This is a genomic window from Alloprevotella sp. (assembly GCF_057240785.1).
Genome location: NZ_DBHHRH010000038.1, coordinates 173,038 through 199,108, shown reverse-complemented (window position 1 = coordinate 199,108; position 26,071 = coordinate 173,038). Strand labels below are relative to the sequence as shown.

General features: G+C 48.1%; 24 protein-coding genes and 1 tRNA gene. 6 read left to right on the top strand and 19 right to left on the bottom strand.

Annotated features, from left to right (window positions below):
• Positions 1 to 1,140: 1,140 nt before the first annotated feature.
• From ACO4R2_RS09985 to ACO4R2_RS09965, 5 genes are all read right to left on the bottom strand, one after another.
• Positions 1,141 to 1,503, bottom strand: a complete 363-nt coding sequence (locus ACO4R2_RS09985) for a hypothetical protein (RefSeq protein ID WP_009347364.1) — start codon at positions 1,501 to 1,503, stop codon at positions 1,141 to 1,143.
• Positions 1,504 to 1,789: 286 nt separating this feature from the next.
• Positions 1,790 to 1,877: transfer RNA gene (locus ACO4R2_RS09980), tRNA-Ser, on the bottom strand.
• Positions 1,878 to 1,987: 110 nt separating this feature from the next.
• Positions 1,988 to 3,712, bottom strand: coding sequence for a bifunctional metallophosphatase/5'-nucleotidase (locus tag ACO4R2_RS09975; RefSeq protein ID WP_484770059.1), 1,725 nt, complete (start codon positions 3,710 to 3,712; stop codon positions 1,988 to 1,990).
• A gap of 62 nt (positions 3,713 to 3,774) precedes the next feature.
• Complete coding sequence (locus ACO4R2_RS09970) at positions 3,775 to 4,269, bottom strand: dihydrofolate reductase (protein ID WP_484770058.1); 495 nt, start codon at positions 4,267 to 4,269, stop codon at positions 3,775 to 3,777.
• Positions 4,270 to 4,331: 62 nt separating this feature from the next.
• Positions 4,332 to 5,126 carry a thymidylate synthase gene (locus ACO4R2_RS09965; protein ID WP_484770057.1) on the bottom strand — a complete coding sequence of 265 codons (795 nt, stop codon included), beginning with the start codon at positions 5,124 to 5,126 and terminating at the stop codon, positions 4,332 to 4,334.
• 87 nt (positions 5,127 to 5,213) lie between these two features.
• Here ACO4R2_RS09965 and ACO4R2_RS09960 point away from each other — a divergent pair, with 87 nt between their 5' ends.
• Positions 5,214 to 6,584: a methyltransferase RsmF C-terminal domain-like protein gene (locus tag ACO4R2_RS09960; protein WP_484770056.1), complete on the top strand. Its 1,371-nt coding sequence runs from the start codon at positions 5,214 to 5,216 to the stop codon at positions 6,582 to 6,584.
• A 118-nt stretch (positions 6,585 to 6,702) separates the two neighbouring features.
• The gene (gene prmA / locus ACO4R2_RS09955; RefSeq protein ID WP_484770055.1) at positions 6,703 to 7,554 is read left to right on the top strand and encodes a 50S ribosomal protein L11 methyltransferase; all 852 of its coding nucleotides are present in this window, start codon (positions 6,703 to 6,705) and stop codon (positions 7,552 to 7,554) included.
• Positions 7,555 to 7,673: 119 nt separating this feature from the next.
• Here the strand turns inward: prmA and ACO4R2_RS09950 are convergent, their stop codons facing one another.
• The 14 genes from ACO4R2_RS09950 to ACO4R2_RS09885 form a co-directional block, all read right to left on the bottom strand.
• The gene (locus tag ACO4R2_RS09950; protein WP_347719376.1) at positions 7,674 to 8,336 is read right to left on the bottom strand and encodes an RluA family pseudouridine synthase; all 663 of its coding nucleotides are present in this window, start codon (positions 8,334 to 8,336) and stop codon (positions 7,674 to 7,676) included.
• Positions 8,337 to 8,417: 81 nt separating this feature from the next.
• Positions 8,418 to 9,164 carry a 3-oxoacyl-[acyl-carrier-protein] reductase gene (fabG, locus tag ACO4R2_RS09945; RefSeq protein WP_484770054.1) on the bottom strand — a complete coding sequence of 249 codons (747 nt, stop codon included), beginning with the start codon at positions 9,162 to 9,164 and terminating at the stop codon, positions 8,418 to 8,420.
• Positions 9,165 to 9,198: 34 nt separating this feature from the next.
• Positions 9,199 to 9,798, bottom strand: coding sequence for a TetR/AcrR family transcriptional regulator (locus ACO4R2_RS09940; protein WP_484770053.1), 600 nt, complete (start codon positions 9,796 to 9,798; stop codon positions 9,199 to 9,201).
• Positions 9,799 to 10,590: 792 nt separating this feature from the next.
• Positions 10,591 to 11,061, bottom strand: coding sequence for a hypothetical protein (locus ACO4R2_RS09935; RefSeq protein ID WP_311490624.1), 471 nt, complete (start codon positions 11,059 to 11,061; stop codon positions 10,591 to 10,593).
• 31 nt (positions 11,062 to 11,092) lie between these two features.
• Positions 11,093 to 12,565, bottom strand: coding sequence for a rod shape-determining protein RodA (rodA, locus tag ACO4R2_RS09930; protein WP_484770052.1), 1,473 nt, complete (start codon positions 12,563 to 12,565; stop codon positions 11,093 to 11,095).
• Positions 12,546 to 14,393: a penicillin-binding protein 2 gene (gene mrdA / locus ACO4R2_RS09925; protein ID WP_311490626.1), complete on the bottom strand. Its 1,848-nt coding sequence runs from the start codon at positions 14,391 to 14,393 to the stop codon at positions 12,546 to 12,548. Before mrdA ends, rodA begins: the two co-directional genes overlap by 20 nt.
• Positions 14,394 to 14,421: 28 nt before the next feature.
• Entirely contained in the window at positions 14,422 to 14,964 is a 543-nt protein-coding gene (mreD, locus tag ACO4R2_RS09920; protein ID WP_311490627.1) for a rod shape-determining protein MreD, read from the bottom strand.
• Positions 14,965 to 15,040: 76 nt separating this feature from the next.
• Complete coding sequence (gene mreC, locus ACO4R2_RS09915; RefSeq protein ID WP_311490628.1) at positions 15,041 to 15,925, bottom strand: rod shape-determining protein MreC; 885 nt, start codon at positions 15,923 to 15,925, stop codon at positions 15,041 to 15,043.
• A gap of 151 nt (positions 15,926 to 16,076) precedes the next feature.
• Positions 16,077 to 17,111 (bottom strand): rod shape-determining protein, encoded by a 1,035-nt coding sequence (locus ACO4R2_RS09910; protein ID WP_315089815.1) that lies wholly within the window; start codon positions 17,109 to 17,111, stop codon positions 16,077 to 16,079.
• Positions 17,112 to 17,131: 20 nt separating this feature from the next.
• Positions 17,132 to 17,725, bottom strand: a complete 594-nt coding sequence (locus ACO4R2_RS09905) for an IMP cyclohydrolase (protein WP_484770051.1) — start codon at positions 17,723 to 17,725, stop codon at positions 17,132 to 17,134.
• Positions 17,726 to 18,320: 595 nt separating this feature from the next.
• Positions 18,321 to 18,869: an RsmD family RNA methyltransferase gene (locus ACO4R2_RS09900; protein WP_311490631.1), complete on the bottom strand. Its 549-nt coding sequence runs from the start codon at positions 18,867 to 18,869 to the stop codon at positions 18,321 to 18,323.
• A 3-nt stretch (positions 18,870 to 18,872) separates the two neighbouring features.
• The gene (locus tag ACO4R2_RS09895) at positions 18,873 to 19,673 is read right to left on the bottom strand and encodes a DUF3822 family protein (RefSeq protein ID WP_484770050.1); all 801 of its coding nucleotides are present in this window, start codon (positions 19,671 to 19,673) and stop codon (positions 18,873 to 18,875) included.
• A gap of 84 nt (positions 19,674 to 19,757) precedes the next feature.
• Positions 19,758 to 20,171 carry a VanZ family protein gene (locus tag ACO4R2_RS09890; RefSeq protein WP_484770049.1) on the bottom strand — a complete coding sequence of 138 codons (414 nt, stop codon included), beginning with the start codon at positions 20,169 to 20,171 and terminating at the stop codon, positions 19,758 to 19,760.
• A gap of 5 nt (positions 20,172 to 20,176) precedes the next feature.
• Complete coding sequence (locus ACO4R2_RS09885) at positions 20,177 to 20,353, bottom strand: DUF4250 domain-containing protein (RefSeq protein ID WP_040597656.1); 177 nt, start codon at positions 20,351 to 20,353, stop codon at positions 20,177 to 20,179.
• Between the two features lie 136 nt (positions 20,354 to 20,489).
• Between ACO4R2_RS09885 and ACO4R2_RS09880 the strand changes: the two genes are divergently transcribed.
• The 4 genes from ACO4R2_RS09880 to ACO4R2_RS09865 all read left to right on the top strand — a co-directional run bounded on the left by ACO4R2_RS09880 (position 20,490) and on the right by ACO4R2_RS09865 (position 25,989).
• Positions 20,490 to 21,950, top strand: a complete 1,461-nt coding sequence (locus ACO4R2_RS09880; RefSeq protein ID WP_484770048.1) for an ATP-dependent DNA helicase — start codon at positions 20,490 to 20,492, stop codon at positions 21,948 to 21,950.
• Positions 21,951 to 22,151: 201 nt separating this feature from the next.
• Positions 22,152 to 23,573: a cardiolipin synthase gene (gene cls, locus ACO4R2_RS09875; RefSeq protein ID WP_484770047.1), complete on the top strand. Its 1,422-nt coding sequence runs from the start codon at positions 22,152 to 22,154 to the stop codon at positions 23,571 to 23,573.
• A gap of 65 nt (positions 23,574 to 23,638) precedes the next feature.
• A complete protein-coding gene (locus ACO4R2_RS09870; RefSeq protein ID WP_484770046.1) occupies positions 23,639 to 25,579 on the top strand; it encodes a C10 family peptidase in 1,941 nt (646 codons plus the stop codon).
• A 2-nt stretch (positions 25,580 to 25,581) separates the two neighbouring features.
• Entirely contained in the window at positions 25,582 to 25,989 is a 408-nt protein-coding gene (locus tag ACO4R2_RS09865) for a YwiB family protein (RefSeq protein WP_484770045.1), read from the top strand.
• Positions 25,990 to 26,071 lie beyond the last annotated feature (82 nt).

Sequence of the window (26,071 nt, the reverse complement as noted above, 5' to 3'; positions counted from 1 at the left end):
TGCTGATAGATAGGGATTTATATGTGTGACAACAATTTCTCTTTGTTGTCACACCGTTATCACGCGTTGTTACACACGTAATATATACGTTATCAAGTTGTTATGCTCAAAGTGTGACAACGTGACGATGTGACAACAAAAAAAATGAACTCTTGGGATGGAGAGGTGGGTGCTGTGCGACGCTTCCTGCGTCGGAGGTTTGTGTCGTTGCCCATCCACGGGTTCACCCTTCGGGCATCACCCGCGGTTACGCATGGTGTGTCCCCGCCGGGGACAGTGGATGAGCACGAGGGAAGACTCCGTTCAACTCAGTCCCCGCGCATCGCCTCCTCCGCATCCGCATCCACCCAAAGCCGCCTCCGGCGGAGGCGCACTATGCTTAACCGCGGGTGATGCCCGAACGAAGTGAGGGTGAACCCGTGGACAGACAACAGCACTACCTTCCGACACCGGCGGTGTCGCACTGACAGCGTTGAGGGAGTATTCTTCCTCTCTCCTTCTAAGAAAATACTCGATTTTGTTGTCACGCGTTATCACACTCATAACAGATACGTTTTCAATTAGTTATATTCAAAGTGTGACGACGTGACAACAGAAAATAAAGACAAGGAGAAGGGAGGTGGGTGCTGTGCGACGCTTCCTGCGTCGGAGGTTTGTGCATCACTTCCCCACGGGTTCGCCCTTTGGGCATCACCCGCGGTTAAGCATGGTGTGTCCCCACCGGGGACAGTGGGTGAATATGCTACATTGCCAAGGGGAGTGGGTATAATAAGCACGGCGGCGGAGAACCTTAGTCTATCCTCAAACGCAATAAGCGCGTGAGCTGACACAATAAGGGCGTGAGCTGACATCCTTATTGTATCTGAAAATGCAATAAGGATATTTATGATAGCGCAGATTTTGAAATAACCCCCAAAAGTGAGACAGAAAACTTTTGGGGGTTATTTCGGGGTTAGCAGAAATGCAAACTGAAACTTCAGTTGCTTATGATCAATCAAGTATTAGTGATATGCTTCATAATCTGAAGCGTCAGAATCTTTTTTGAAAAACTCTTGATGGGGTGGAGTGGAGAAGGTGAAATATGTAAGCTGCGTAACAACAATAAAGAAGCGACTTAATGTGCGAATAATCTTTCTTGTGTTATTTTTTTATCTTGAGGCCGACAAATACTTCCTCATCGTGCTCTACTTGCTTTGTCAAGAGAAAATGCAAAATGTTGTCTTTCTCCTTAGAATCGGGTGTAAAATAATTCTGACTTACAGACCATCCAAGTTTTCCGAAGAAATTAAGTATGTCAACTGGTGAGTTGAAGATTTTTTTACTTCCGTCCTCGTTGATGATGTAGCCGCGCTTTTCTGTGCCTGCATCTACAAAGGCTGATACTTTCTGCGAGAATAGTGCGGCATTATGAACAACAACTTCGCAATATGCTGCGTGAGTGGTTTGTGCTGTTACGTTGAGACTTGCAAGAGTAATAATAAGTAGTAATAAAAGTTTTCGCATAATAAAAGTTATTTTGTTAATGATATGTGTTAGTTGTAGAGTTCGTTAGTTGATGAATTAGGTGTATTTGGATTTAATGTTACAAAAATAAGTGATTTGATAATAATGAAAGAAGAAAGTGTTGGAAAATATGATGGGTGAATAAATAATAGGAAGTGTATGAATGATTTTATTTTCTTTTTGTTTGCTTATGATTTGCACTTTTTGTCTGTTTTTACATCAAAATAATACAAAAAAGCGACTCAATGCGTAAAAACATTAAGTCGCTTGAAGTGTTGATAATGTGCGGAAAGGATAGGATTCGAACCTACGAAACCCTTTAGGGGTTTACACGCTTTCCAGGCGTGCCTCTTCAACCACTCGAGCACCTTTCCTTGTGCGGTTGAGCAAGGACTTCTGCTGAAATCCGGGTGCAAAAGTACGCGAATACGATTGAAGTACCAAATTTTTGCAGAAGTTTTTTAAGGAAAGGGCCTCTCCAGGACTACTGGAAGAGCGTGATGCTATCGCGTTGCGCAGCAGGAGTTGTCCAGTTTTCTGGAACGAATTTCCACTGGTTGAGAGCCTTGGGAGCGATGTCCTTTTGTTGACGAATTTCTTGCATGAGATAGTAGCGCAAATCTTTGTCCGTGCTCCAAACAACGCGTTTAACGAGCTGTTCGCGCGGTATGCCTGCTCCCTCTGTCATAAGGCCTCCGCCACCGTTGCCACGATAGCTGTTGACAGCTACGCGATAGGTTTGCTTCAGATCGAAGGGTTCGCCAGTTGCTAAACTCTTGATGGTGATTTTCTGTCCGCGAGGCTTGGTAACATCCACTTCGTAGAGGATTCCTGCAGCACTGTCGAAATTATAGCTCGGTGTGCGCAGGCGCTGCCAGTTTTCGGGAGAATTGATGGTGCGGTCGTTGAAGAGCAGTAGATGGTCGGAGGGAGAGCTCATCTGCTGCGTCCAACCAGCATAACTATATTCAAGGAAGTCTTTAATCTCTTGCCCCGTGAGCTGCATAACGTAGAGCATATTCTCAAACTTGTAGAGATTGAACATGTCGCTGACGCGGATTGTACCAACAGGAATGCGGGCATCGAAACTAAGCGGTGCAACAAACGAGATCTGAGCTCCCGTGATTTTAAGCTGTAGCTGATGGATGAAATCCACAAATGCTGACGGGCCGAAGAAGGCGGGGCGAGTGGTGAGTTCGGTGGCGTTGTGACCAATGACCTCTTGCGTGAATTTCTTTACGGCATCTATCTGCGGTTGGAAATGGGCGAGCATTTCGGGATTCACTTCCCATTGGTCGATGTCTTCCAAATGGCCAGTGGCGCTCTTGACGCTTACTTTCTTCCCATTCTTTTCCACAACGAGGTCAGCTACTGCTACGAAATGGGCATTAGCACCCGTGTTAAGAACAAGGACACTATCGCCATTGACATTGGCAATTTTGCGATTGGCCTTGCGGTGGTCGTGACCACAAAGGATGAGATCGAAGCCCGGAACTTGTTGTGCCACTTGCAGAGAGGCGTTCTCGTTCTTTGTGCCTGTGGCGTTTTCGCGACCCACACCACTGTGGAAGAGTCCGATAACGACATCGGCTTGGCGGCGCATTTCGGGCATATATTTACGAGCTACTTCCACCATGTCGTCAAAGCGCATCCCCGACCAAAGGTTTTCGGGAAGCCAATTGGGTATGCCAGTGGTGAGCAAACCTAAGACGGCAAAGCGCACACCGTCTTTCTTGATGATGGTGTAGGGACGCCAGTAGGGTTGGCCCGTGCTGGTGCGGATGATGTTTGCTCCCAGCATCGGCATGCGGCATTCTTTCGTCCAGCGATCGTAAACGGCGTGTCCGGCCTCAATGTCGTGATTGCCCACAGTGGCTGCATCATACTGCATATAGTTGAGCACTGAAGCGCAAGCGTGTTGGCTCACAGTGTCCATGAAGTTGTAATAATAGGCAGAAGGTTGTCCTTGCAGAATATCGCCAGCATCGAGGAGCAACACGTGCTGCGGCTTCATGAGTTGTCGCTGTGCCTTTACGAAGGAGTAGGCACGTATGAGCGAGCCTTCGCCTGGCTTCTGGTTGAGATAATCGTAGGGGAAATAATTACCATGAACATCGGTGGTTTCAAGAATCTTGAAACGAATTTCGCGCGGTTTGGCCGAAAGCGTGGTAGCAGTCAGCGCGAAAAGGAAAAGAAGAAAATGTTTCATATTGTTAGTCTTGTTATGAATGTTCTTAGTGAAAAGGCGGCGGAGAACTATTTTTTGACTGTTTATTTGCCTTTTCTGACATAGTCGACAAAATCGAACGGTACGGCGTTGCGTTCATCGGCATCGTGATGTTCTCTACTGGTTTCTTGCCATTGCGTAGCATCGAATTCGGGAAAGAATACATCCGCTTCGGCAGGAACGGCCTGCACTTCTGTCAGGCAAAGACGCTGAGCAAAAGGAAAGGCTTCGGCATAAACGGATGCGCCGCCAATGATGTAAACGTCCTCATTAGTTTGGCAAGCGCTCAGAGCTGCTTGGAGCGAGGGGAACACTTCCGCTCCAGGAAGTTGGAGTGAAGCATTGCGACTCAAAACAATGTTGCGACGATTGGGTAAAGCGCCTTTCGGAAGTGAGTCGAAAGTGCGCCGCCCCATAATGATGGTATGCCCCGTGGTAAGAGACTTGAAGCGTTTCAAGTCGGCACTGAGATGAAACAGCAGGTTGTTATGATAGCCGATACCCCGATTCTGGGCAACGGCACAGATAATGGTGAGCATATATATATAAGGAATCAGTGAGAAACTAAAAAGCGAGGGAGAAAGGAGGAGAAAAACTGATTTTAGACTGATACATCCGCCTTGATATGTGGCCAAGGATCGTAGTTTTCCAGTTCGAAATCTTCAAAGTGGAAATCAAAAATATCCTTAACGTCGGGATTCAGTTTCATAGTTGGGAGAGGGCGCGGAGTTCGCGTGAGTTGCAAGCGCGCTTGTTCCAGATGGTTGAGATAGAGATGCGTGTCGCCCGTAGTGTGAACGAAGTCGCCAGCGCGGAGTCCGCACACTTGCGACATCATCTGCAAGAGGAGTGCATAGGAAGCAATGTTGAACGGCACTCCCAAGAACGTATCGGCTGAACGCTGATAGAGCTGGAGCGACAGGCGACCATTAGCTACGTAGAACTGAAAGAGCATGTGGCAGGGAGGTAAGGCCATGTCCGCCACTTCGGCCACATTCCACGCCGAAACAACGATGCGGCGCGAATCAGGGTTGTTGCGAATCAGTTCAACCGCTTGTTTGATTTGGTCAATAGTGCCGCCGTGGTAGTCGGGCCAAGAACGCCACTGGTGGCCGTAGACGGGGCCCAGCTCACCGTTCTCATCAGCCCATTCGTTCCAAATGCGCACGCCGTTGTCCTGCAAATACTTCACGTTCGTACTGCCCTGCAAGAACCAAAGCAGTTCGTAGATGATGGATTTCAGATGCAGTTTCTTTGTGGTGAGGAGCGGAAAACCTTTCTCTAAATTGAAACGCATCTGATGGCCGAAGATACTCTTTGTCCCCGTACCAGTGCGGTCTGTCTTCTCAACGCCGTTGTCGAGAATCTCTTGGAGCAAGTTGAGATATTGTCTCATTGTTTGATTTTTTTCGGCTGCAAAAGTACCAAAAAAAGACTAACTTTGCTGGCGAAGAAAGAATTAAGTAGCAGCAAAACCTTTGATATGACAACCACAGAAAAGATAGCATTGCCTGCGGATTTTGTCTCAGAAATGACAAACCTGCTGGGAACTGACGAAACCCTCCAACTCTTTGAGGGGCTTGAAACGCCTTGCCCAACGAGTGTTCGCTGCAATGAAGCAAAGGGGTACGACACCGACGGAGAGCCCGTGGCATGGTGCCGAACAGGCCGATACCTCAGCGAGCGCCCACAATTCACGCTCGATCCTTTGCTCCACGCAGGTTGCTACTATGTGCAAGAAGCTGCATCCATGTTTGTGGAGCAGGCTTTCAAAGCAATGGGCGAGTGTCCGCAACGTTTGCTCGACCTCTGTGCTTCGCCTGGAGGGAAGAGTACGCTCTGGCGTTCGCTTCTGCCCGATGGCGCATTGCTCGTTGCCAACGAACCGCTGCGGCAGCGAGCAATGGTGTTGGCGGAGAACTTAGCAAAATGGGGACAACCGGACGTGGTGGTTAGCAATGCTTATCCTGCCGATTTCGCCCCGCTGACGGGTTTCTTCGATGTTATTGCGGCGGACGTGCCCTGCTCTGGCGAAGGTATGTTCCGTAAGGATATGGGAGCGCGCAACGAATGGTCGGTGGAGAATGTTAGGAAATGTGCCGAATTGCAACGTAGTATCATTGCCGATGTTTGGCCTGCGCTCCGACAAGGCGGTTATCTCGTTTATAGCACCTGTACTTTCAATCGCTCTGAGGATGAAGACAACGTGTCTTATATATGTGATGAATTGGGCGCAGAACTGATTCGTCTGGATGTGCCTGAAGAATGGAACGTGATGGGAGATACCACGGGGCAGGGGCTTCCTGTTTATCATTTTCTCCCCGGAAAGAGTCGCGGCGAGGGCTTCTTTTTGGCTTTGCTCCGCAAAACGAGCGAGTCGGAGGCTGGTGGCAACCGAAAGCATAAGAAAGGTGTGCGCGAACAGCCGTTGAGAAATGTGAGCAAGCTGAGCGGTTGGTTGCAGAACGAAGCTGACTATAAATTCTATGCGCCCGACGATTCACACGTGGCGGCTGTTCGTAAGTCGCTCTATGAGGATGTGCAGCGTCTCCGCAATCAACTAAAAACAGTTTGGGCAGGCGTTTTGCTGGCTGAAGCAAAGGGACAGAAATGGGTACCACAGCAGGAATTGGCACTCTCGCAAGCCCTCGCTCCCGAAGCCTTTCCGCGCGTAGAGCTCTCGCTCGATGAAGCGCTTGCCTACTTGCGCCGAGATGCTATCACAGTGGATGCTCCGCGCGGGTATGTCATTGTGACCTACCAGGAACGTCCTCTCGGCTTTGTGAACAATCTCGGTGTGCGTGCCAATAACCTCTATCCGCCCGAGTGGCGCATCCGTAAACAGTTGCCTTAGTCGCAACCTTTTCTTTGTCTTATGAATCAACGCACAAGACCTTTCGTTTCACCTCTTTATCACGCATAAAAATACCTTCTTTTTCCATGTCAGAAAAAGAAGGAAAAGAATCTCCATTATGAAGTATTTGGAATACACCTTTAACATCTCTCCCAATTCCGGCGATATGCAGGATATTTTGGGGGCTGTATTGGCCGATGCAGGCTTCGACTCTTTTGTGAAGGACGAAGAAGGCAAAGAACCACTAAAAGCTTACGTCAAGAAAGACGAGTTTAGCGAAGAACGCCTCAAAGAAGTTTTGGCCGACTTCCCGCTGCCAGCTGAAATCTCTTATGAAGGGCACGAGGCCGAGGATAAGGATTGGAACGCCGAATGGGAAGCCAATTTCTTCGAGCCACTCAATATCGACAATCGTTGTGTGATTTCTGCTCCTTTCCATAAGGACGTGCCAACGGTTGAATACAACGTTAAAATCAATCCTCGAATGTCGTTCGGTTCGGGCCATCACGAGACCACTTCGCAAATGATACGCGAGATTCTCAACAATCCTATGGAAGGGCGCACCGTGCTCGACATGGGATGCGGTACGAGCTTGCTCGCCATCTTGGCAAGTATGCGCGGTGCGACAACCCTTACAGCTATCGACAACGATGAGTGGTGCGTGCTCAACTCAAAGGAGAATTTCGAACTCAACCACATTTCAAATATCAACGTGCTTCTGGGCGATGCTTCTCTTCTGCCACAAGTAGGCCCCTTTGATGTAATTTTGGCCAACATTCATCTGAATATCATTTTGGCCGATATGGAGAAGTACGTTTCTCGTCTGAATGTTGGCGGTCTGCTCTTTGTGAGTGGGTTCTATTATGACGATCTTCCACGCATAAAGGCTGAGGCCGAACGCTTGGGACTGATCTTCGATCATGCAGGGCAACAGCGCAATTGGTGTTGTGCTGCTTTCCGAAAAGCGTAATAAAAACTAAAAGCCAGTGTAAAGAATAGCACTGGCTTTTAGTTTTTTCTTTTCTTACCTCTTTTTTATTCAGCACTAAATGCCGCTGATGTGTTCACTTCTCAAAGCCATCGACACGTTTACATGACGTGCCAAATGGGCAGAGCAGGGTAGGGCGCGCTAACACTGATGAGCTTATGACTCACAGGGTGTTCAAACTCAATGTGTGCTGCGTGCAGACAAATTGAGCCGTCGGGATTAGAGCGCGGTGCTCCATATTTGAGATCGCCTTTGATGGGGCAACCGATAGCTGCCAGTTGGCAGCGAATCTGATGATGGCGCCCCGTGTGGAGATTCACTTCCACGAGCGTATAACGATCGCTTTGTCCAATCACCTTATAGTCCAATACTGCGCGTTTGCTCCCAGCCACTTCCTTCTCATGGGCGTAGGCTTTGTTCTGCTTTTCGTTGCGCGTGAGGTAGTGCACGAGTTCTGCTTCGGGCAGTTTGGGGCAGTTGCCCACTATGGCATGATATGTTTTTTTGACTTCACTCTTTCGAAACATATCGTTCAGACGTGTCAGAGCCTTACTCGTGCGAGCAAACACGCAAATACCACTCACGGGGCGGTCCAAGCGGTGAGGAATGCCCAAGAAGACAGCGCCAGGTTTGGCATATTTCTCCTTGATATAGGCTTTTACCTCATCGCAGAGAGTGCGGTCGCCTGTTTTGTCGCCCTGCACAATTTCGCCTGCAGCTTTGTTGACTATGATGATATGGTTGTCCTCGTACAGGATATTCATGCTTTCAGAAACTAAAAAGACGAATCCAGCGGAAAAACCTCAAAAGGTCCGTTGGATTCGTCTTATCCTATTGGTGTGAAATTACATATTCATGCCGCCATCGACCTGAATAACCTGGCCGCTGACATAGCTTGACATTTCGCTCGCCAAGAATGTTGCCACATTGGCAATATCTTCGGTCTGACCGCCGCGGCGAAGTGGAATTTTGGTCATCCAATCCTTGCGAACATCATCAGGAAGAGCTGCTGTCATAGCTGTTTCAATGAAGCCTGGAGCAATAGCGTTGGCGCGGATGCCCTTGGGGCCGTACTCTTGGCCGATGGATTTTGCCAAAGCAATAAGGCCTGCCTTGGAAGCTGCATAGTTAGCCTGACCTGCATTACCATGAACGCCCACTACAGAAGCCATATTGATGATTGAGCCCTGACGCTGACGCAGCATGATGGGCACAACGGCGTGGCAGAAGTTGAAAGCACTCTTTAGGTTCACTGCCAATACAGCGTCCCATTGAGCTTCTGTCATGCGGATGAGCAAACCGTCCTTGGTGATACCTGCATTGTTCACCAGCACGTCAATGCTGCCGAAATCTGCCTTAACAGTTTCTACTACGGTCTGGGTTTCTTCAAAGTTGGCAGCGTTGCTAGCGTAAGCCTTACACTTCACGCCTTTAGCTTCCACCTCGCGGATGGTTTCTTCAGCGTCTTCGTTGATAACGAGGTCTGTGAATGCGATGTTAGCTCCTTCTGCAGCGAAGCGCAGAGCAATGGCTTTGCCAATACCGCGGGCTGCACCCGTGACTAAGGCTGTCTTACCAGTTAAAAGTCCCATAATTTTTATTTATGTTTTAGTTGTAAATACTTTCTTATTTAGTTTCATCAGCACAATATCCCAGTGCGCCGCGGATAACGCGCATCACCATCGGAATGGATTCTTCTTCCGTAAGTCCATGTCCGAGGCGGTCGTAGATATAGGGTACTTCGAGACCTTTCATCACATAGTGGATGATATCGGTCATAAGGCCGATGTTGTCGATGTTAAACTTATGGCGTTCTACGCCTTCTCTCAGCACGCGGCTGATAATGTCCTGTTCTTCTCGGTCGAAGGCTTTGCGCACTTGCTCCACTTTCCATATATTTCGGAAGAACTCCGCGCGCAGATTGCCATTGCGAGCTACTGTTTCCTTTATCACTTGCAAGTGTGTGTAGATGAGCGTCAATACTTTCTCCTCTGGCTCTATGTCCATTGCAGCCACTTTGTCCATTTTCTCAGACAAGCGTTCCAATTCGTTCTCAATGACGGCGTAGTAGATTTCTTCCTTGTTGCGGAAGTATGTGTACAATGTTCGCCGCCCACGCTGTGAAGCTTGAGCAATATCGTTCATAGTGGTTGCTTCAAGGCCTTTACGAGCAAAAAGTTCTCGAGCAACTTCCAAAAGAGTCTGGCGCGTTTTGGCTATAGACATATTGATTTTTGTTTAACACACTTTGTTTTCTATGTGCAAAGGATATGCAAAAGTACGGGATTATGACGAACGAACCAAATAAACTGCACAGAAATTGAAAGAATGTGCCGAGCTTTTTCTCTCTTTTTTAGCTTCTCAACCGTGTGGAATGTGTAGCACTGCATCTCAGTTTTATCTGTCAGCAGCCGTAAGTAATCCTTCTCTTTTCCGGAGCTGGTGACGAGACTATGAGGCTAACAGTTCTGTCTTCTTACATTCCTGTTTACCGCCTTCTTTTTTGACAATAGGTATTTTCGTTCTGGAGTTGAATGTCCCTAAAAAGTTCGTATCTTTCTTTTGCACATTCATATTTGGACGTATTCTTTTGGCTGTTTTTCTTAATTTTTTTCTGAAAAAGAAGGAAAAGCTCTGATTTCTCTTCTTTTTCGTCTTCAACGTGTGTCGCTAAGAAGGAAATTTCCTTATTCTGTTTAGAAATACAATAAGGCTACCCGTCGGCATCCTTATTGTGTCAGCTGACTTCCTTATCGCATTTGCCGCTAACCTTATTGGACTGATCGGACACGCAGAACAGGTTTGTGAATCACTTTACTGAAATGGAGAATTCAAGCCATTCTCAGCTCTCTAAAATAAGAATTTGTTTTACAATCTTAGCTTTTTCTGGGTGAGCAGAAAGGTTTATCCCAATCTTTCCTTGTGCATTGTTTTCCAACCTAGAGTTTTCCATAAAAAATACTGACTTTTCCGTTGCATGAAGGAAAAGCCAGTAGGATATGTTTGCTGTAAGGATTATTAGTTGCCTATGTTGAACTGCTTACCTTTGGCACCATCTTCAAAACCTTTTTGATAGCCTTCGCCATAGCCACGCACATAGGCGGCCTTGTCCTTCGGTTTGGTAAAAGCGTTTGAGGTATCGTAGCTGGCGCGGGGATGCTGCGTGGCCCCATCGTCCATGCCTGCCAAATAGCCGTCTTCGCTGCCTGCTTCGTAGGCTCCACGCGTGTCGCGCGTGATGCTGTCGGAGAGTGCAACATTCACGGTGTCGCGCAGAATGGGCAAATAGGTTGCATCGATAGTGGTGTCGGGACGGGCAACGGGCATACGTTCCTTCACTGCTACTGTGTCCTCAGGGTGTAGTTGGGTATAGACAGGTGAGCGGCGATCGCTGGCGCGCTTCAACAGGAAGATGCTGACTACCGTTAGTAGGCATGCGCCTACAATCACTCCTGTCCAGATATGTGAGGGATGTTCTTTTTTAGCCATAGTTCGTGTGTATCTATTGTTCCGTAACGTTTTATCTCATTCTTACTTTGTCCCTCGCGTCGATACGCAGGAAGATGAATAGAAGTAGTGTGAACCCCCAAAGACTTGAACCACCATAGGAGAAGAAAGGTAGGGGGATGCCTATGACTGGTGTGAGTCCCATCACCATACCCACGTTGATAAACACATGGAAGAGGAGAATGGAAAGGACGCAGTAGCCATAAACTCGTCCCGCGACGGTGGTCTGTCGTTCGGAGAGATAAATCAGTCGGAGTATCAAGATCAGGAAGAGGAGCAATACGCCCGCACTGCCGAGAAAACCTTGCTCTTCGCCCACGGTACAGAAAATAAAGTCGGTGTCTTGTTCCGGCACGTATTTCAGCTTTGTTTGTGTACCGTTCATGAAGCCTTTCCCTTCAAGTCCGCCCGAGCCAATGGCAATCTTACTTTGGTTGACATTATAACCAGCTCCGTGTGGATCGTCCTCCGTACCTAACAATACCTTGATACGGGTTTGCTGATGCGGTTCAAGCACATCGTTGAGCGCAAAGTTGGCCGAATAGAGGAAGGCAGTACTTCCTAAAGCGAAGATAGCAATGAGAGAGTAGGATCTAATTCGTTCGCCTAAGCCTTGCCAAATGAGATAACCAGCCATGGCTATGATACCAACGATTTGCACCCACGCCACGTCGAACGGCTTGATGAAGGCTGAAACGAGATAGGCGATGAGTTGTATTAGCAAGCCTATGGAGAGAAACCAGAACCAACTGTTGTTGCGCTTCAGGTAGATGGCGCACATCCCCACGACGTTGAGCCAAATGATGATAAGCACGGCGAACTGCCCAATTGTGGTCAGTGTACCCGGCATAATATCTGCTTCGTAGCGGATGCCTACAACAAAATAAGAAACGGCTGCTACTGCCGTAAACAATATAGAGCCAGGCATTCCTTCACGATAGAACATGAGGAAGAATGCCAGATAAACAAGGGCGGAACCCGTCTCTTTTTGCAACACAATAAGCACCATAGGGAGCAGAACAAGACCGGCGGCCTTGAAGAAGTTGCGCATATTCGAGAGGTTGAAGCCATACTGTCCGATAACTTTAGCCACCGCTAAAGCCGTGGCGCACTTGGCAAATTCTGCAGGTTGCAAACTGACGGGGCCAAGGGAGATCCACGATTTAGACCCTTTGATGTCGTGCGCTATAAAGGGGGTGACAAGCAGCAGAAGCATCATGCAGATGTATAGAAAAGGAGCGAGCGTATCGAAGTATTTGTCGTCGACCATCAGGAGGAAACCTCCCAAGCCGATGGAGCATCCTATCCACGCTAATTGCTTACCGCTTCGCGTGCCCCACGAAAAGAAATCTGTGTCGCCTAAGTTGTGGCTCGCACCACAAATGGAGAGCCAACCAGCAATTAGTAGCAACAGGAAAATAAGAATAACGACCCAATCGGCGCGTGCTGCCGGATTGCCGTATTTTCTACCGTTCAAAGTCTCCATACTTGATGTGCCGATTTTGCATTACCGCGGCCTTTCGCATAGATGCGGGAGAGAGTTGGCCACGAAGATATTGTTCGATGATAAGTGCCCCGATGGGAACACCATAAACGTTGCCGAAACCGCCATTCTCTACATAGACGGAGACAGCTATTTTAGGGTTATTCATAGGAGCAAAGCCCATGAAAACACTGTGGTCGTGTCCGCGGTTCTGCGCCGTACCCGTTTTGCCACAAACCTCGAACCAGGGGAGATTTGCAGAACGACATGTACCGTCAATAACGGCCTTGCGCATTCCGGCTACTGCATAGTCGTACCAGCGGCGGTTGATGCCGGTGTAATGCTTGCGAGTGTAGAGTGTGTCCAATTGGCCCCCTTGTACAGAACGCACAACGTGGGGCGTGTAAAAGAAACCGCGGTTGGCAACCTGTGCGGCTAAGTTAGCAATTTGTAGAGGTGTTGCTGTAACCTCGCCCTGGCCGATTGAAATAGAGATAACCGTCAGTCCGTTCCACGAGCCTTTGTATGCCTTATCGTAATATTGAGCATTGGGTATCATGCCGCGTTTTTCGCCTGGGAGGTCGATGCCTAACTTATAACCAAAACCCATTTTCACAAGGTGATTCTTCCACACAGTCATGGCGTTCTGCACAGAACCGTACTTGCGCTTGTTGGAGAGTAGGCGAAAGAGATTCCAGCAAAAGTAGCTGTTGCAGCTAGTACCGATGGCGGGTACTAGATTGATGGGGCTGGCGTGTCCGTGGCACCCGACGTGAAGTCCCTTATAGCTAAAGCCGTGGTGGCAGGGGAAACTGATTTGCGGATTAATGCTACCTTCTTGCAAACCTAAGAGCGCTTGTGATATCTTAAAGGTGGACCCCGGCGGATATGTACCCATGATAGCACGGTTGAGCAATGGTTTGCGCGGATTCTTCGAAAGCGCCTCGTGTGCCTTAGAGCGGTCGCGGCCCACCATAATACCGGGATCATAACTGGGGGAGGAAGCCATGCACAGAATCTGTCCTGTTGATGGCTCTATGGCTACAATTGCTCCGATTTTCCCTTGTAGCAATCGTTCTGCCAATTCTTGTGTTTTGAGATCAACTCCTAGTGTTATGTTTTGCCCAGGCACTGGCAGTTTGTCGTATGCTCCGTTCATATAATGACCTTTCGTTCGTCCGTGAACGTCGCGGAGCATGATGCGCAAGCCTTTTTCTCCGCGGAGCACCTTTTCGTAGGAACGTTCCACTCCGAGCTTTCCAATGTAGTCTCCGGGCTGGTAATAGCTATCACTATCAATGTTGGTCTGATTCACCTCGCCCACGTCACCAAGTATGTGTGCGCCAACCGCCGCAGCATAGTGGCGGATAGATCTCTTCTCAATGGAGAATCCTTTGAAACGGAAAAGCTTTTCTTGGAATAGGGAGTATTCTTCGGGAGGTATTTGCGTCATGAAAACCTGCGGCGTGTATCGACTGTAGCCTGGGTTCTTCCGCGTATCTTTTATCTCTTCACAACGCTGTATGTAGTACTCTTTAGTGATGCCAACAGTTTTGCAAAAGTCTAGAGTATCTATGCCCTGCTGCTCATTCATTGTAACCATGATGTTGTAGGAGGGTTCGTTGTAGACCATAAGTTGGCCATTGCGGTCGAATATGAGACCGCGCGAGGGATAGATGATATCCTTCCGGAAAGCATTGGAGTCGGCGTTTTTCTTATAGTCGTCGCTCAACAATTGCAAGGTGAAAAGGCGTATGAGGTAGATAAGGATGATGCCAATAGCTACACCGCCAATCACAAACTTTCTGTTGCTGAAATTGTAGGCTTCCAATGGTGTCTTATATTATTGTATGTGTTCATTAGGGCTTTTTTCTTATCAGCTCCAAAGCGATGCAGAACAGCGTAGTCAGTACTGTTGAGCCGGCGATATTGATAAGCAGAAAAGTCCAGTTGAAGAAACTGAATGATTCGATAGAGAAGAAGATGAGGCACTGTAGGAAAACGGCAGTCAGAAGGTAGCGGACGAAGGGCCAGCGCTCCATAGTTCTCATTGAAGGTAAGATGTTGTCGTCTTTGTCCCGATCTCTCGGTCCGAAAAGGTTGAAAAGTAGCGGTGTGATAAGGCCGATGGCCGTCATAGTGGCTGCGGCCATGCCTGGTGTATTTCCAAAAATGTCGATCAGTACTCCCAGCAGGAATCCGAGTAGGATGTAGAGCCACCGCGGGGTGTCGCTGGGCAAGATGAGAAGGAAATACACATAGGGCATTGGTGTGGCGTAGCCCATGATATGGATATGGTTGAACACGAGCACTTGTAGCAACAAGAGCAATAAGAACCAACCTATGCGGGATAATATTGTCTGAAACACGGATAAAGAAGCATTTAGCAGTTTGTAGAACAATTTTTCTGCAGGAGGGAGCTATCATTCGTTATAGCCCGCGCATCTGAGAGCCAAAGATGTGCATTTTCAGAAATGTTTATTGTATCGTTTCCAAGCCATTGAGAGCGTCGTGAGCATCTTGTTCGGCCGCGTGGGCTTTTAGGGTGTCTATCTCGGCTTGATAAGGAGTCATGACCACACATACGTTGCGCAAGGTGGCAAAGTCTGTGCCCAGCGTGATATCTAAACGATAGCTCTGACCATCTGGTGAATTTCCAACGCTATTCACGCGACCGATGAAAATTCCAGGCGGGAAGACTGCGCTATAACCACTGGTTTCAACAATAGCTCCTTTTTTTATTTTAGCGTAACGAGGAATATCGTTGACGTAAGCATGGAGCAATTTTTCGCCACTCCATTGTAAGTAACCAAAATAGCCCAGACCGCGAACGCGACAACTGATGCTTGACTTGTGATTAGTAACAGGTATGACAAGCGAATAATGAGGCCCAGTGAGATAAACGATGCCGACAACGCCACCTCCTCCCACAACACCCATTTCTGGGCGAACGCCATCACTACTTCCTTTGTCGATGACGATATAATTATTGGTCTTCTTGGTGGAATTGGACACAACGACGGCGTCCAATAGTTTATAGTTTGCCAGCGTCTGACGTACGTTTAGCTCTGTGGGCGTTGGCTGATGGGAGAGTTCTCCCAATCGAGCTCTCAGATAAGCATTTTCTTGAGTCAGCAAGGTGTTTTGGTGAGTCAAACGGCCATTTACATCTCCCAAATTGAGATAGGTCATAACTTCATAATATAAATTATTAACCGTTGCTGCTGTGTGATTGGCTGCTGTATACCAAACGCTGCCTTGATAGCTGTTGAATCGGAACAGGAGTATGAAACTCACTGCTTCCAGTAGGAGAAACAGGAAGAAGAAGTTGTATTTGCGAAGGAAGTCAAGAAAGGTCTTCAATGGATCAAGCCTATTTATTATTCAAACTAAGCCGGGAGGAACAAGTTCTATGTTCTCCGTTGGAAAAAGGGCCAGACTCCTAATAAATAACAATGAACAATTGCACGACACGACAATTGCTCATTGTTATTTATGGAGATGTCTGTGCGCATTAACGCATCAAGAACGTGTAATCATCAACATGTTGGAGGGCAATACCTGTGCCTTTTGCAACACAAAGGAGAGGATCGTCAGCAACATGGAATGGGATGTTAATTTTCTCCGTCAGTCGCTTGTCAAGTCCGCGAAGCAACGCACCGCCACCTGTCAACCAGATACCGTTCTTAACGATATCGGCGTACAACTCTGGTGGAGTGTTCTCCAAAGCGTTGATAACGGCCTGTTCGATACGTGCGATGCTCTTTTCGAGGCAGTGAGCAATCTCTTGATAGCACACAGGAACCTCCATAGGCATTGCGGTGATGCGGTTTGGGCCATGAACCACATAGTCCTCTGGAGCATTCTCCGTTAGGTCTGTCAGAGCTGCACCTACATTGATTTTGATGCGCTCAGCCATGCGTTCACTGACGCGTACGTTGTGCTGGCGGCTCATATACTCTTGGATGTCGGCTGTGAAGTCGTCACCAGCCATCTTTATAGAGTTGTTGGAAACGATTCCGCCCAAGGAAATCACGGCGATTTCCGTTGTACCACCACCTATATCCACAATCATGTTTCCTTCGGGGGCATTTACATCAATACCCACACCGATGGCGGCAGCCATAGGTTCGTAAATCAGATAGACATCTCGGCCGCCTGCGTGCTCAGCTGAGTCGCGCACGGCACGAAGTTCCACCTCGGTAGAACCGGAAGGGACACCAATGACCATTCTGAGAGAAGGAGAGAAGAGACGGCGGCCCGAATGGACCATTTTGATAAGGCCACGAATCATTTGCTCGCAAGCGTTGAAGTCGGCAATAACGCCGTCGCGCAACGGACGAATAACGTGGATCTTATTGTTAGTCTTCTCGTACATCAATTTAGCCTTCTGACCCACTGCCAGTAGTTTGTCGGAATGTTGGTCCAGAGCTACCACGGACGGCTCGTTGACTGCTATCTGATCATCTGCAATGATGATGGTATTTGCAGTGCCCAAGTCCATAGCCAGCTCTTGTGTGAAGGAGAAAAATTTACTGAAGAAACTCATTGTCTATTTTCTGCTGTTATTTATTTCGTGAACCATTCGTGAATCGCCGTATCGTAGTGGCTGGAAGTAGCGAAGGCTCGCTCTGCAAAATGTTTGCGCTGTTCGATATCAGTTTTAGCCCCTTGCTTCTGGAGGATGTCGAGGAGTTCGGCATACTCGTGTTTACTCGGGATGATAACAACATCGTTGAAATTTTTAGCGGCAGCGCGAATCAGGCTAATACCGCCGATATCAATCTTTTCGATAATCTGCTCTGCGCTACCTCCGTTCTTCACTGTCTCCTCGAAGGGGTAGAGGTCAACAATGACGAGGTCGATTTGCGGTATGGCATACTTTATCATCTCGGCTTGGTCTTCTGCCAAGCCACGACGGCCCAGGATTCCGCCAAACACTTTGGGGTGTAGCGTCTTGACACGGCCGCCTAGAATGGAGGGATATGTGGTTAGTTCCTCTACTTTCTGGCAGGGGTAACCTAAATCTTCGATAAACTGCTGTGTGCCGCCAGTTGAGAGTAGTTTGACGCCATTCTCATGAAGTGTTCTGAGGATTTCCTCAAGTCCGTCCTTGTGGAAAACTGAAATCAGGGCGGTTCTGATTGTTTTAGTGCTAGACATAAAATATGTTTGAAACGTTTCGACTGCAAAGTTACGAGATTTTATCAAACCAAGGCTACAGTCCTATTATATTATTTATTAAAAACTTAAGTATTGTAAAATAATCTCTTATTCTACGGTTCTGAGAATGGCTTGAAATCCAACTCAGAACAAAGTTGTTCTGAGATTAGTCCAATTTGTCAAGCCAGTTCGATAAAGCTATTGGTGGATACAATAAGGCTATCTGCCAACATCCTTATTGCGTCAGCTGACAGAATAAGGCTATCCGCTCACACAATAAGGAAGCTGAAAAGGAAAAGCAGGCTATTTTTATTCAAAAATAGAAAAAGTGAGCATTTTTTTATTAAAATCCGCACTATCTGCCTCAGTTTGCGTAGGCCGGAGGCGAGCATTTTCTAACAGATACTGCGGATTTCTATTTTGTTAACATCTATTTCGCCCTGAGTCAATGTCAAGAAAAGGGCGGGCTTATGCTAAGGCTGAATTCTTACTGCTTGCAAAGAACTCTCACCTTCTTATGGAGGTATAGATATGGGAGGTGTATTGACTCACTTGCTTGTGCTGAAATCTTCAATAATTCAGCCAAAGGAGGCACTTATTCGGCTGTTTCGGGCTTGCGGAAGAAGGAGAAATTCACGCTGCCGTAGGCGCGGTGCTCTAAGAACTCTGGCAGGTGGCTGAAGTTGTAGTTTTTGCCATGTTCAAGAATGAAGAGTCCACCAGCCTTGAGGCAATCGCTCTTCAAGACACGTTCAGGCAGCTCGGGCAACTCCGGAAGTATGTAAGGCGGATCGGCAAAAACAAGTTCGAAGGGTTGCCGACAACGCTCAATAAATTTTAGCGCATCGCCCTGCAAGAGATTGGCAGCATCGTCGTTGAGTTCATGTAGTACGGCACGGATAAACATATAGTGCTGGCGATCCTTCTCCACAGTGGTCACCTGCGGACATCCGCGGGAGAGCAGTTCGAGCGTGATACTTCCCGTCCCCCCGAAGAGGTCGAGCGCGGTGGTTTCCTCAAAGTCGATGTACGACCGCAGTACGTTGAATAGATTTTCCTTTGCAAAATCGGTTGTTGGACGGGCTTTGAAAGTGCGCGGCACATCGAAGCGGCGGCCTTTATATTTTCCAGTGATTACTCGCATAGTTTATTCCATCAAGAAAGTTATCATATCATAGGGCACACCAGGAGTGGTGGCCACAATGGAACGGTTGTATTCGGCCGTAGGATTAACGCCATAGACATTTGCCGCAAATTGTCGGAACTCTTCTACCGTCTTTTCGCGTTCAGCCTTATTGCCTGTGATGAAGAACGAATCCTGCCGTGTGTCAGCTCCCAGTTTCTGAGCCGCATTAAAGGCATAGTAAGCTGCATCCGCTGTGTTGTGAATCTCGTAAGTATTGATGAGTTCTAGGCGGGTATAGTTAAAAGCCGCAAAGTCCATTGCATTGTCGTGGATATGGCAGAAAAAGCGGCGACCAGTACCATTGCTCAGTCCTTTTTGGGAGAGATGAGCCAGCAGCGAGGTAAGCGCGGAGGTGTAGTGAACTTGTCCGAACACTTCCTCTATGGCGCGACACACTTCTTCCTTCATGCCGTAGAGCAGGACTGCATTGGCACACGGCAAGGTGTCGTAGAAAACACGGTGAGGACGCTCCTGATGGAATACATATTTATAGATGTTCGTGCAGTCCTCCTCTTGAAAGTCGGCCAGTGGTACGGGAGTGACGGGTTGGCAGCAGAGAATTTCGATGTGACTGGTCGGAGCCTGCAATAGTTCCTCTCTATCCATGGCTTCACGCAGATTTTGCAACAACGAAAACTCTTGGCGCAGTTGCCAGGAGGAGAAAGCAAAGAGCGGTTCGCGGCGTAGTTCGTAGCGCGCAAAGCAGAGGCGAGTGTCAGATACTCGGATGGTAAGCTTTGTGGGAAAATGGCTCGTTTCCATAGGATGTCAGAATGAATATGTTGCGCAAAAAGAAAGGAAATATCGATTTGTCCGTAGGCAAGTGGAGTGGAGGCTCAATATTGTTTATACCTCTTCTTCTCCATCGCCTGTTTGTTCGTCGGAGTGATTTTCAAAGATAGGTTTTAAAAGGAAGTGCCCGAGCGGAATTGCTGCAAACACTCCGATACTATTAGCCAACAAATCAGCCCAATCCCCACTCCGGTAAGTAGTCTGCGATTGTAAAATCTCTATTACCCCGCTCATCAAGATAGGTGCTATGATGGCAAAGCATAAAAGCCAGCAAACATCTTCTCGCCCTGTGGCTTTGAGGCGTTCCCACCAGATGGTGGAGCAAGTGCCAAAGTACATCGCGAAATGAACCAACTTGTCGATGTTGGGAATACTGACATTCGGCATTCCCTCTGTGGTGTCGAAGCATAGCATCCAGATAAGCGCCACGCAGATAAGCGAGAAAGGATATTTCCTTAGTATGCTCATCTGTATCACCAGAATTTGTTGTGTTCCGGAGAGTATTCGAAACCAGCTGTAGCCAGTTGTTTTTCGATACTTGCGCGTTCAACGTCCTCTTTCTTGCAGAGTTCGTCGAGCGACTTATAGTTGTCGCGGAGTTTCATATTGATGACGCTGTATAGCATCATGGGATCTTTGGGTAGTTCCATTGTGTTGAGATATAAATTAAAGAAGTCAGAACGTAAGCTAAAGAATGTCATCGACAAACCAAGGTTGTTGATAGATATATACCTGATACGTTGCTGGGCAGCAAAATTACAAATAATTTTCTACTTTTGTATCACAATGATATACGAAGAACTGGTTGAACAGATAGCGCAGGAATTCCATTTTCCTTTTACTTCCAAACAGCGCGAAGCCGCGGAGAAACTGGCACGTTTCCTCGTGCTGCCGCGCCCGCAAGCTGCATTTATCCTTCGGGGTTATGCGGGAACGGGTAAGACCTCACTTGTGGGCGCACTGGTTAGAGTGATGCAGAAATTGGAGAGACCTGTTCAGCTACTTGCGCCGACGGGACGGGCCGCCAAGGTTTTTAGTGCTCACGCCGGTACGCCTGCCTACACAATCCATAAGGCCATCTATCGGCAGCAAAGCTTTAATGGTGAAGGTACGCGCTTTTCGCTCGGTTTCAACAAGTTTCCCTATACGCTTTTCATAGTTGATGAGGCTTCCATGCTGAGCAATCAAGGCGGCATGGGAAGTATCTTCGGAACGGGTCTATTGCTCGATGATCTTCTCCAATATGTCTATGGTGCTGAGGGATGTAAGTTGCTCTTTGTGGGAGATACGGCACAGTTGCCACCAGTGGGAGAGGATGAAAGTCCTGCGCTTCGTGGCGATGTGCTTCGTGGTTATGGTTTAGATGTGGAAGAGGCCGATTTGACTGAAGTTGTGCGCCAGTCGAAAGGTTCTGATGTGCTGAGCGGCGCCACTCGTTTGCGCGAACACTTATCTGAAGGATTACTGGATATGCCCGTGATTCAAGGGAGTAGGCGTGGAGAGGTGCGCTTCCTGCCTGGAGATGAACTCATAGAGGCACTTGTTGATGCTTATAGCGATTATGGCACGGGTGATACTATAGTTGTGACGCGTTCCAATAAGCGGGCCAATGTCTATAATGGAGGAATTCGTGCACGCATTTTTGATCGCGAGGACCAACTGGCTCGTGGTGATTTGGTAATGGCTGTGAAAAATAATTATTTCTGGACCGAGCAATTACTAAAGACGCTCGGACAGAACGACCGCTTACCTTTCGATTTCATTGCAAATGGAGATACGGCCGAAGTTGTTAGTATTCGCAACGTACACGAGCAATATGGTTTTCATTTTGCTGATGCTACGCTCCGTTTTCCTGATTATAACGACTACGAGATGGACTGCCGCGTTTTGCTTGATACGCTGACCAGCGAATCGCCTTCGCTGACAAGTGAAGAGCAGGAACGTCTGTATCAAAACGTACTGGCCGACTATGCTTTTCTCCCAACGAAGAAAGAGCGCATGAAGCAGCTTCGCCAAGATCCTTATTATAATGCCTTGCAGCTCAAATATGCTTACGCCGTCACTTGTCATAAGGCGCAGGGCGGGCAGTGGAGCCGCGTTTTTGTGGACCAAGGCTATCTGCCGCCCGAGATGGATTTGACAGCGTATCTGCGTTGGCTCTACACTGCCTTTACGAGAACCACCGGCAGACTCTATCTTGTGAATTGGCCGGAGAGTCAGCGCGAAGAACTTGAGGAAGATAGTTGAATCTATTTCGGTTCTCCGCACCACTCTGATAAGACTTAGAGAAAAGCTCCTCAAAGATGTGTTATTAACCGACTGATTTAGCAGCAGTTTGTCAGTAAGTGCGGTAGAAAAAATGGGAGATGTGGCGTAAAATCCTAAATTTTCCTGTATTTTTGCGAAAGAAGGAAACTAGGATATTTACTACAGCAAGGAACAGAAAAGATGTGGACGGAAGTTCTTCTATATATAATAGTGATTGCATACGCAGTATTCATCATGAGTACGGCTATAGTCATCGTTTTGGAGAACCGCCAGCCGCCCAAAACTATTGCGTGGCTCATTGTGATATGGCTGTTGCCCATCATTGGCCTTATATTCTTCTATTTCTTCGGACAAAATGTTCGGCGTGAGCATCATTTCCGTCGTCGCGCTTATGATTGCATTACGCAACGTATGCTGGAAGTTTGCTACGAGCCTTCTGTCCGTGAATTTCCTAAGCGTTTCGCTCCTCTTATAGAAGGTCTTGAGAGAAACCATTTGAGCGTTATCACCGGCAATAATGCTACTGAATTATTGCCTTCGGGACGTCAATTCCTACAAGCTTTGTTGCGCGCCATTTATGCCGCAAAAAATCATATACATATAGAAACGTACATCATTGAAGCCGATGCAATCGGCCAGCTTGTTGCAGATGCTCTGGCAGACAAGGCACGGGAAGGTGTGGAGGTCCGACTTCTCTACGATGATGTGGGATGTTGGCGTGTCCCTGAGACTTTTTTTCATCGGCTAGAAAAGGCTGGTGTTCGCTGTGCGGCTTTTGAGCCCGTACGTTTCCCTTCTTTGACGCGAAAAGTCAATTATCGCAATCATCGCAAGGTTTGTATTATCGACGGCCATACGGGTTTCATTGGCGGCATGAATCTTGCACTTCGCTACGCCCCACTTCGCGCGGCGGACTGGTTAGATATGCAGCTACAGCTTAAGGGTGAGAGTGTCTGCGCCCTGCAGCGTATTTTTCTTTCCGACTGGTATTTTGTGACGGAAGAGTTGAAAACGGAGCAATCCTATTTCCCCTCATCGACAGAAACCTTTGGTCGGCAACTTACCCAAATTGTTTTCAGTACACCTTTTGCGCAGTATTCAGAGATAGCCTACTCGCTGTCGTGGCTCATACAGAACGCACGCAACTACATTTATATACAATCGCCTTACTTTGTTCCGACGGAGTCTTTCCTGCAAGCGTTGCAGACGGCAGCCCTTGTAGGCGTCGATGTACGTATCATGTTGCCCGCTCGCCCTGATGCGTTGTTCCTTCGCTGGGTCAACGAGAGTTTTTTCCAAGATGTACTGATTTCTGGCGTAAGGATATTCCTCTATAAAGGCGGTTTTCTGCATGCTAAAGTACTCGTGGCCGATGATGAGTTTAGTTCTGTTGGTTCTGCCAATATGGATTTCCGTAGTTTTGAGAATAATTTTGAAGCCAATGCTTATGTTTACAATCAGCAGACGGCAACTGATTTGCGACAACTCTTTCTGACAGCTCAAGAGGATTGTGAAGAAGTTTCCTACGACCATTGGATGCAGCGGCCTTTATGGAAACGTTTGCTTGAATCTCATGCACGTATTTTATCACCTTTGATGTAGGCAGTAACAGACTAAGCCTGCTGTTCATTTTTAATATTCAGATGAAATCTTTCTACTCCAAAATATTGCGAAGAACCTTTGCTTCTTTCGGCTTATCCCATCTATGCACACCTGTCTCTCTTCGGTGCGCGTGCTTCTTTATCCTACTTCTTAGTTTCTCTCATATTGCCTCCGCTCAGTCCGTAAGCGAAGACGAGGCTCGGGCGCGTGTGGTATCTTATTTTAAGCAGGGCGGCCAGCGCAAAGCAGCTGTCCATCCGCTCACCCTACGCACTTCTCCAGCCTCTTATCTGTTTGTGGCAGGCAATAAGTTTGTTCTCGCGGCCGCTGATGATCGCCTTCCCGAAGTTCTGGCTTACGGCACTTACAAGGCTCGCACCATTCCACCCGCGCTTTCCACTCTTTTGCAGCAGTATGACCGCCTCTTGCCCCTGCTGCCCATTGATGCGCACCATCGTTCTGTTCCTGCTTTCTCGGGACGTGCTGTCGCCCCCTTGCTCTCTTCTATTCGCTCGCAGGGACATCCCTATAATTCCGCTTGTCCTTTCTTTCTTAACGCCGATTCTGTTCTCAGTTCGGAACGTTGCGTGGTGGGCTGTGTGGCTACGGCCTTAGAGCAGATACTGACTTATTATCAGCGTGTCTATACCTTGCAAGATACGCTCAAAGGTTGGACAACAAAAAACTACCAGATACCCGACATTAACCCTGGAGCGACTGTCGATTCAAGGCTGATACTGCCGCACTACACTGGTGCGGAATCCGCCGCATCCATAGATGCCGTTGCCCGTTTGAGCTATTATCTCGGCCAGGCCGTTCACATGAATTGGGGGCTGCGAGAAAGTGCTGCTAGTTCTTATCGAGCTCTCAAGCCGCTGCAGCGCGTTTTTGGTTTGAAGTATGTACACTATCTCGACAGTTATAAGTACGATCCTTCCATTTGGGTAGCTGCTATCCGTAACGAAGTAGAATCCGGACGCCCAGTATATTGTGCTGGCAATGTTCAGCATCTTGGTGGTCATGCTTTTGTACTCGATGGGCAGGATAAAGATGGAAACTTCCATGTCAATTGGGGCTATGGCGGTGATTATGACGGCTATTTCAATTTCGATATTCTTTATTTCCCAGAACCGCTCGGTCAGGAAACGGAAGTAGGAAAGGGCGAGGGTTTCTTTGCAAATAGAGAAGTGTTGTTCCTACATCCCGACAATCTTTCCGTGGAACTCCCCGACACGCTCCAGCGAACGGGGACAGAAATAGCTATCGATTCCGTGCAAATCCTTGATGTTCCCACGCGCGACATCTACACGCGCCTCCGTCTCTTTGTTAGAAACACTGCTACATACCCACTAACTACTCCTTTTGCCCTATTCACCAATCTCCCTTCCGATACCGACACGTTGCGACAAGCGGACTACGTTGGCATCACCTCTGCAACTTTGCAGCCGGGCGAGGCTAAGACTCTTCTGCTGCATGCGCGCTTCCGCCAGTTGGGCCAGCGTGTCCTCCGATTGACACCCGACGACCGCCATATCTTCAGTCTTGACACGCTGACAGTAGTAGCGGGGAGCGGAGCACAACTGACTTTTTCTGAGCCGCAGCTAACTTTCCCTTCCGACAGCATTGTTCGCATCACGCTTTCTGTGGAGAATGCGGCCGGTCTTTCCCGTACGGGGCAGTCTTTGGTCTATGAAATCATTCCTGGCCTTGATGTCTCGGTGCAGGGCACGCGCCATCCGAAATATATCTATCTAAATAGTGGCGAATCGATGCGAGATACCGTTCAGTTTTCCCAACTTATTCCCGGGCACACCTATACGTTGCTGGTGCGCAGCCCGTGGGCTATAGTGCGCCAAGTATCGTTCACGCTGCCAGCTACTACGGCTGTTCGTTCCGCTGAAGTAGTGGGACGAGAGGTTTGGCATCGCCTCGACGGCCTCCGTGTTGCGCAGCCTTCAGAACCAGGAGCCTACCTCCATAACAGTAAGAAAATCATAGTACGATAAAGATGCAAACCGTTACCATTCATACCCGCTTGATTACAAATGTTGGCGGACAAACTGAAAAGATTCAAAATACATTCAAAGGCACTTGGGGTATTCACGACAACCGTCATCTGCTCAGCTACAACGAGGCTGACAATGGCGGTCCTACTCATGTTCTTTTCGATATGGTGCAGGCTGAATTGCGGCGTATGGGGCAGGTGCGCTCGCGTATGACTTTTGCCGAACGCGAGCGTATAGATTCTCGCTACATCACTCCCCATGGTACACTTCCTATGCAGATTCACACACATCGCTATCAGGCTGCTATGTCCGAGATGGGTGGACGTTTGGAAGTGAGCTATGCGCTCTTCTTAGCGGGAAGTCATGTGAGCGATAATAAATTGCTCATCGAGTGGGAAGTACTCAACTAACTTTCCCTCCGTTGTTTCGTTTCCTATCTCTCTCAAGCACATCCCCACGTGGGAGGTGCTTTTTGTTTGTACCAGTTGAATT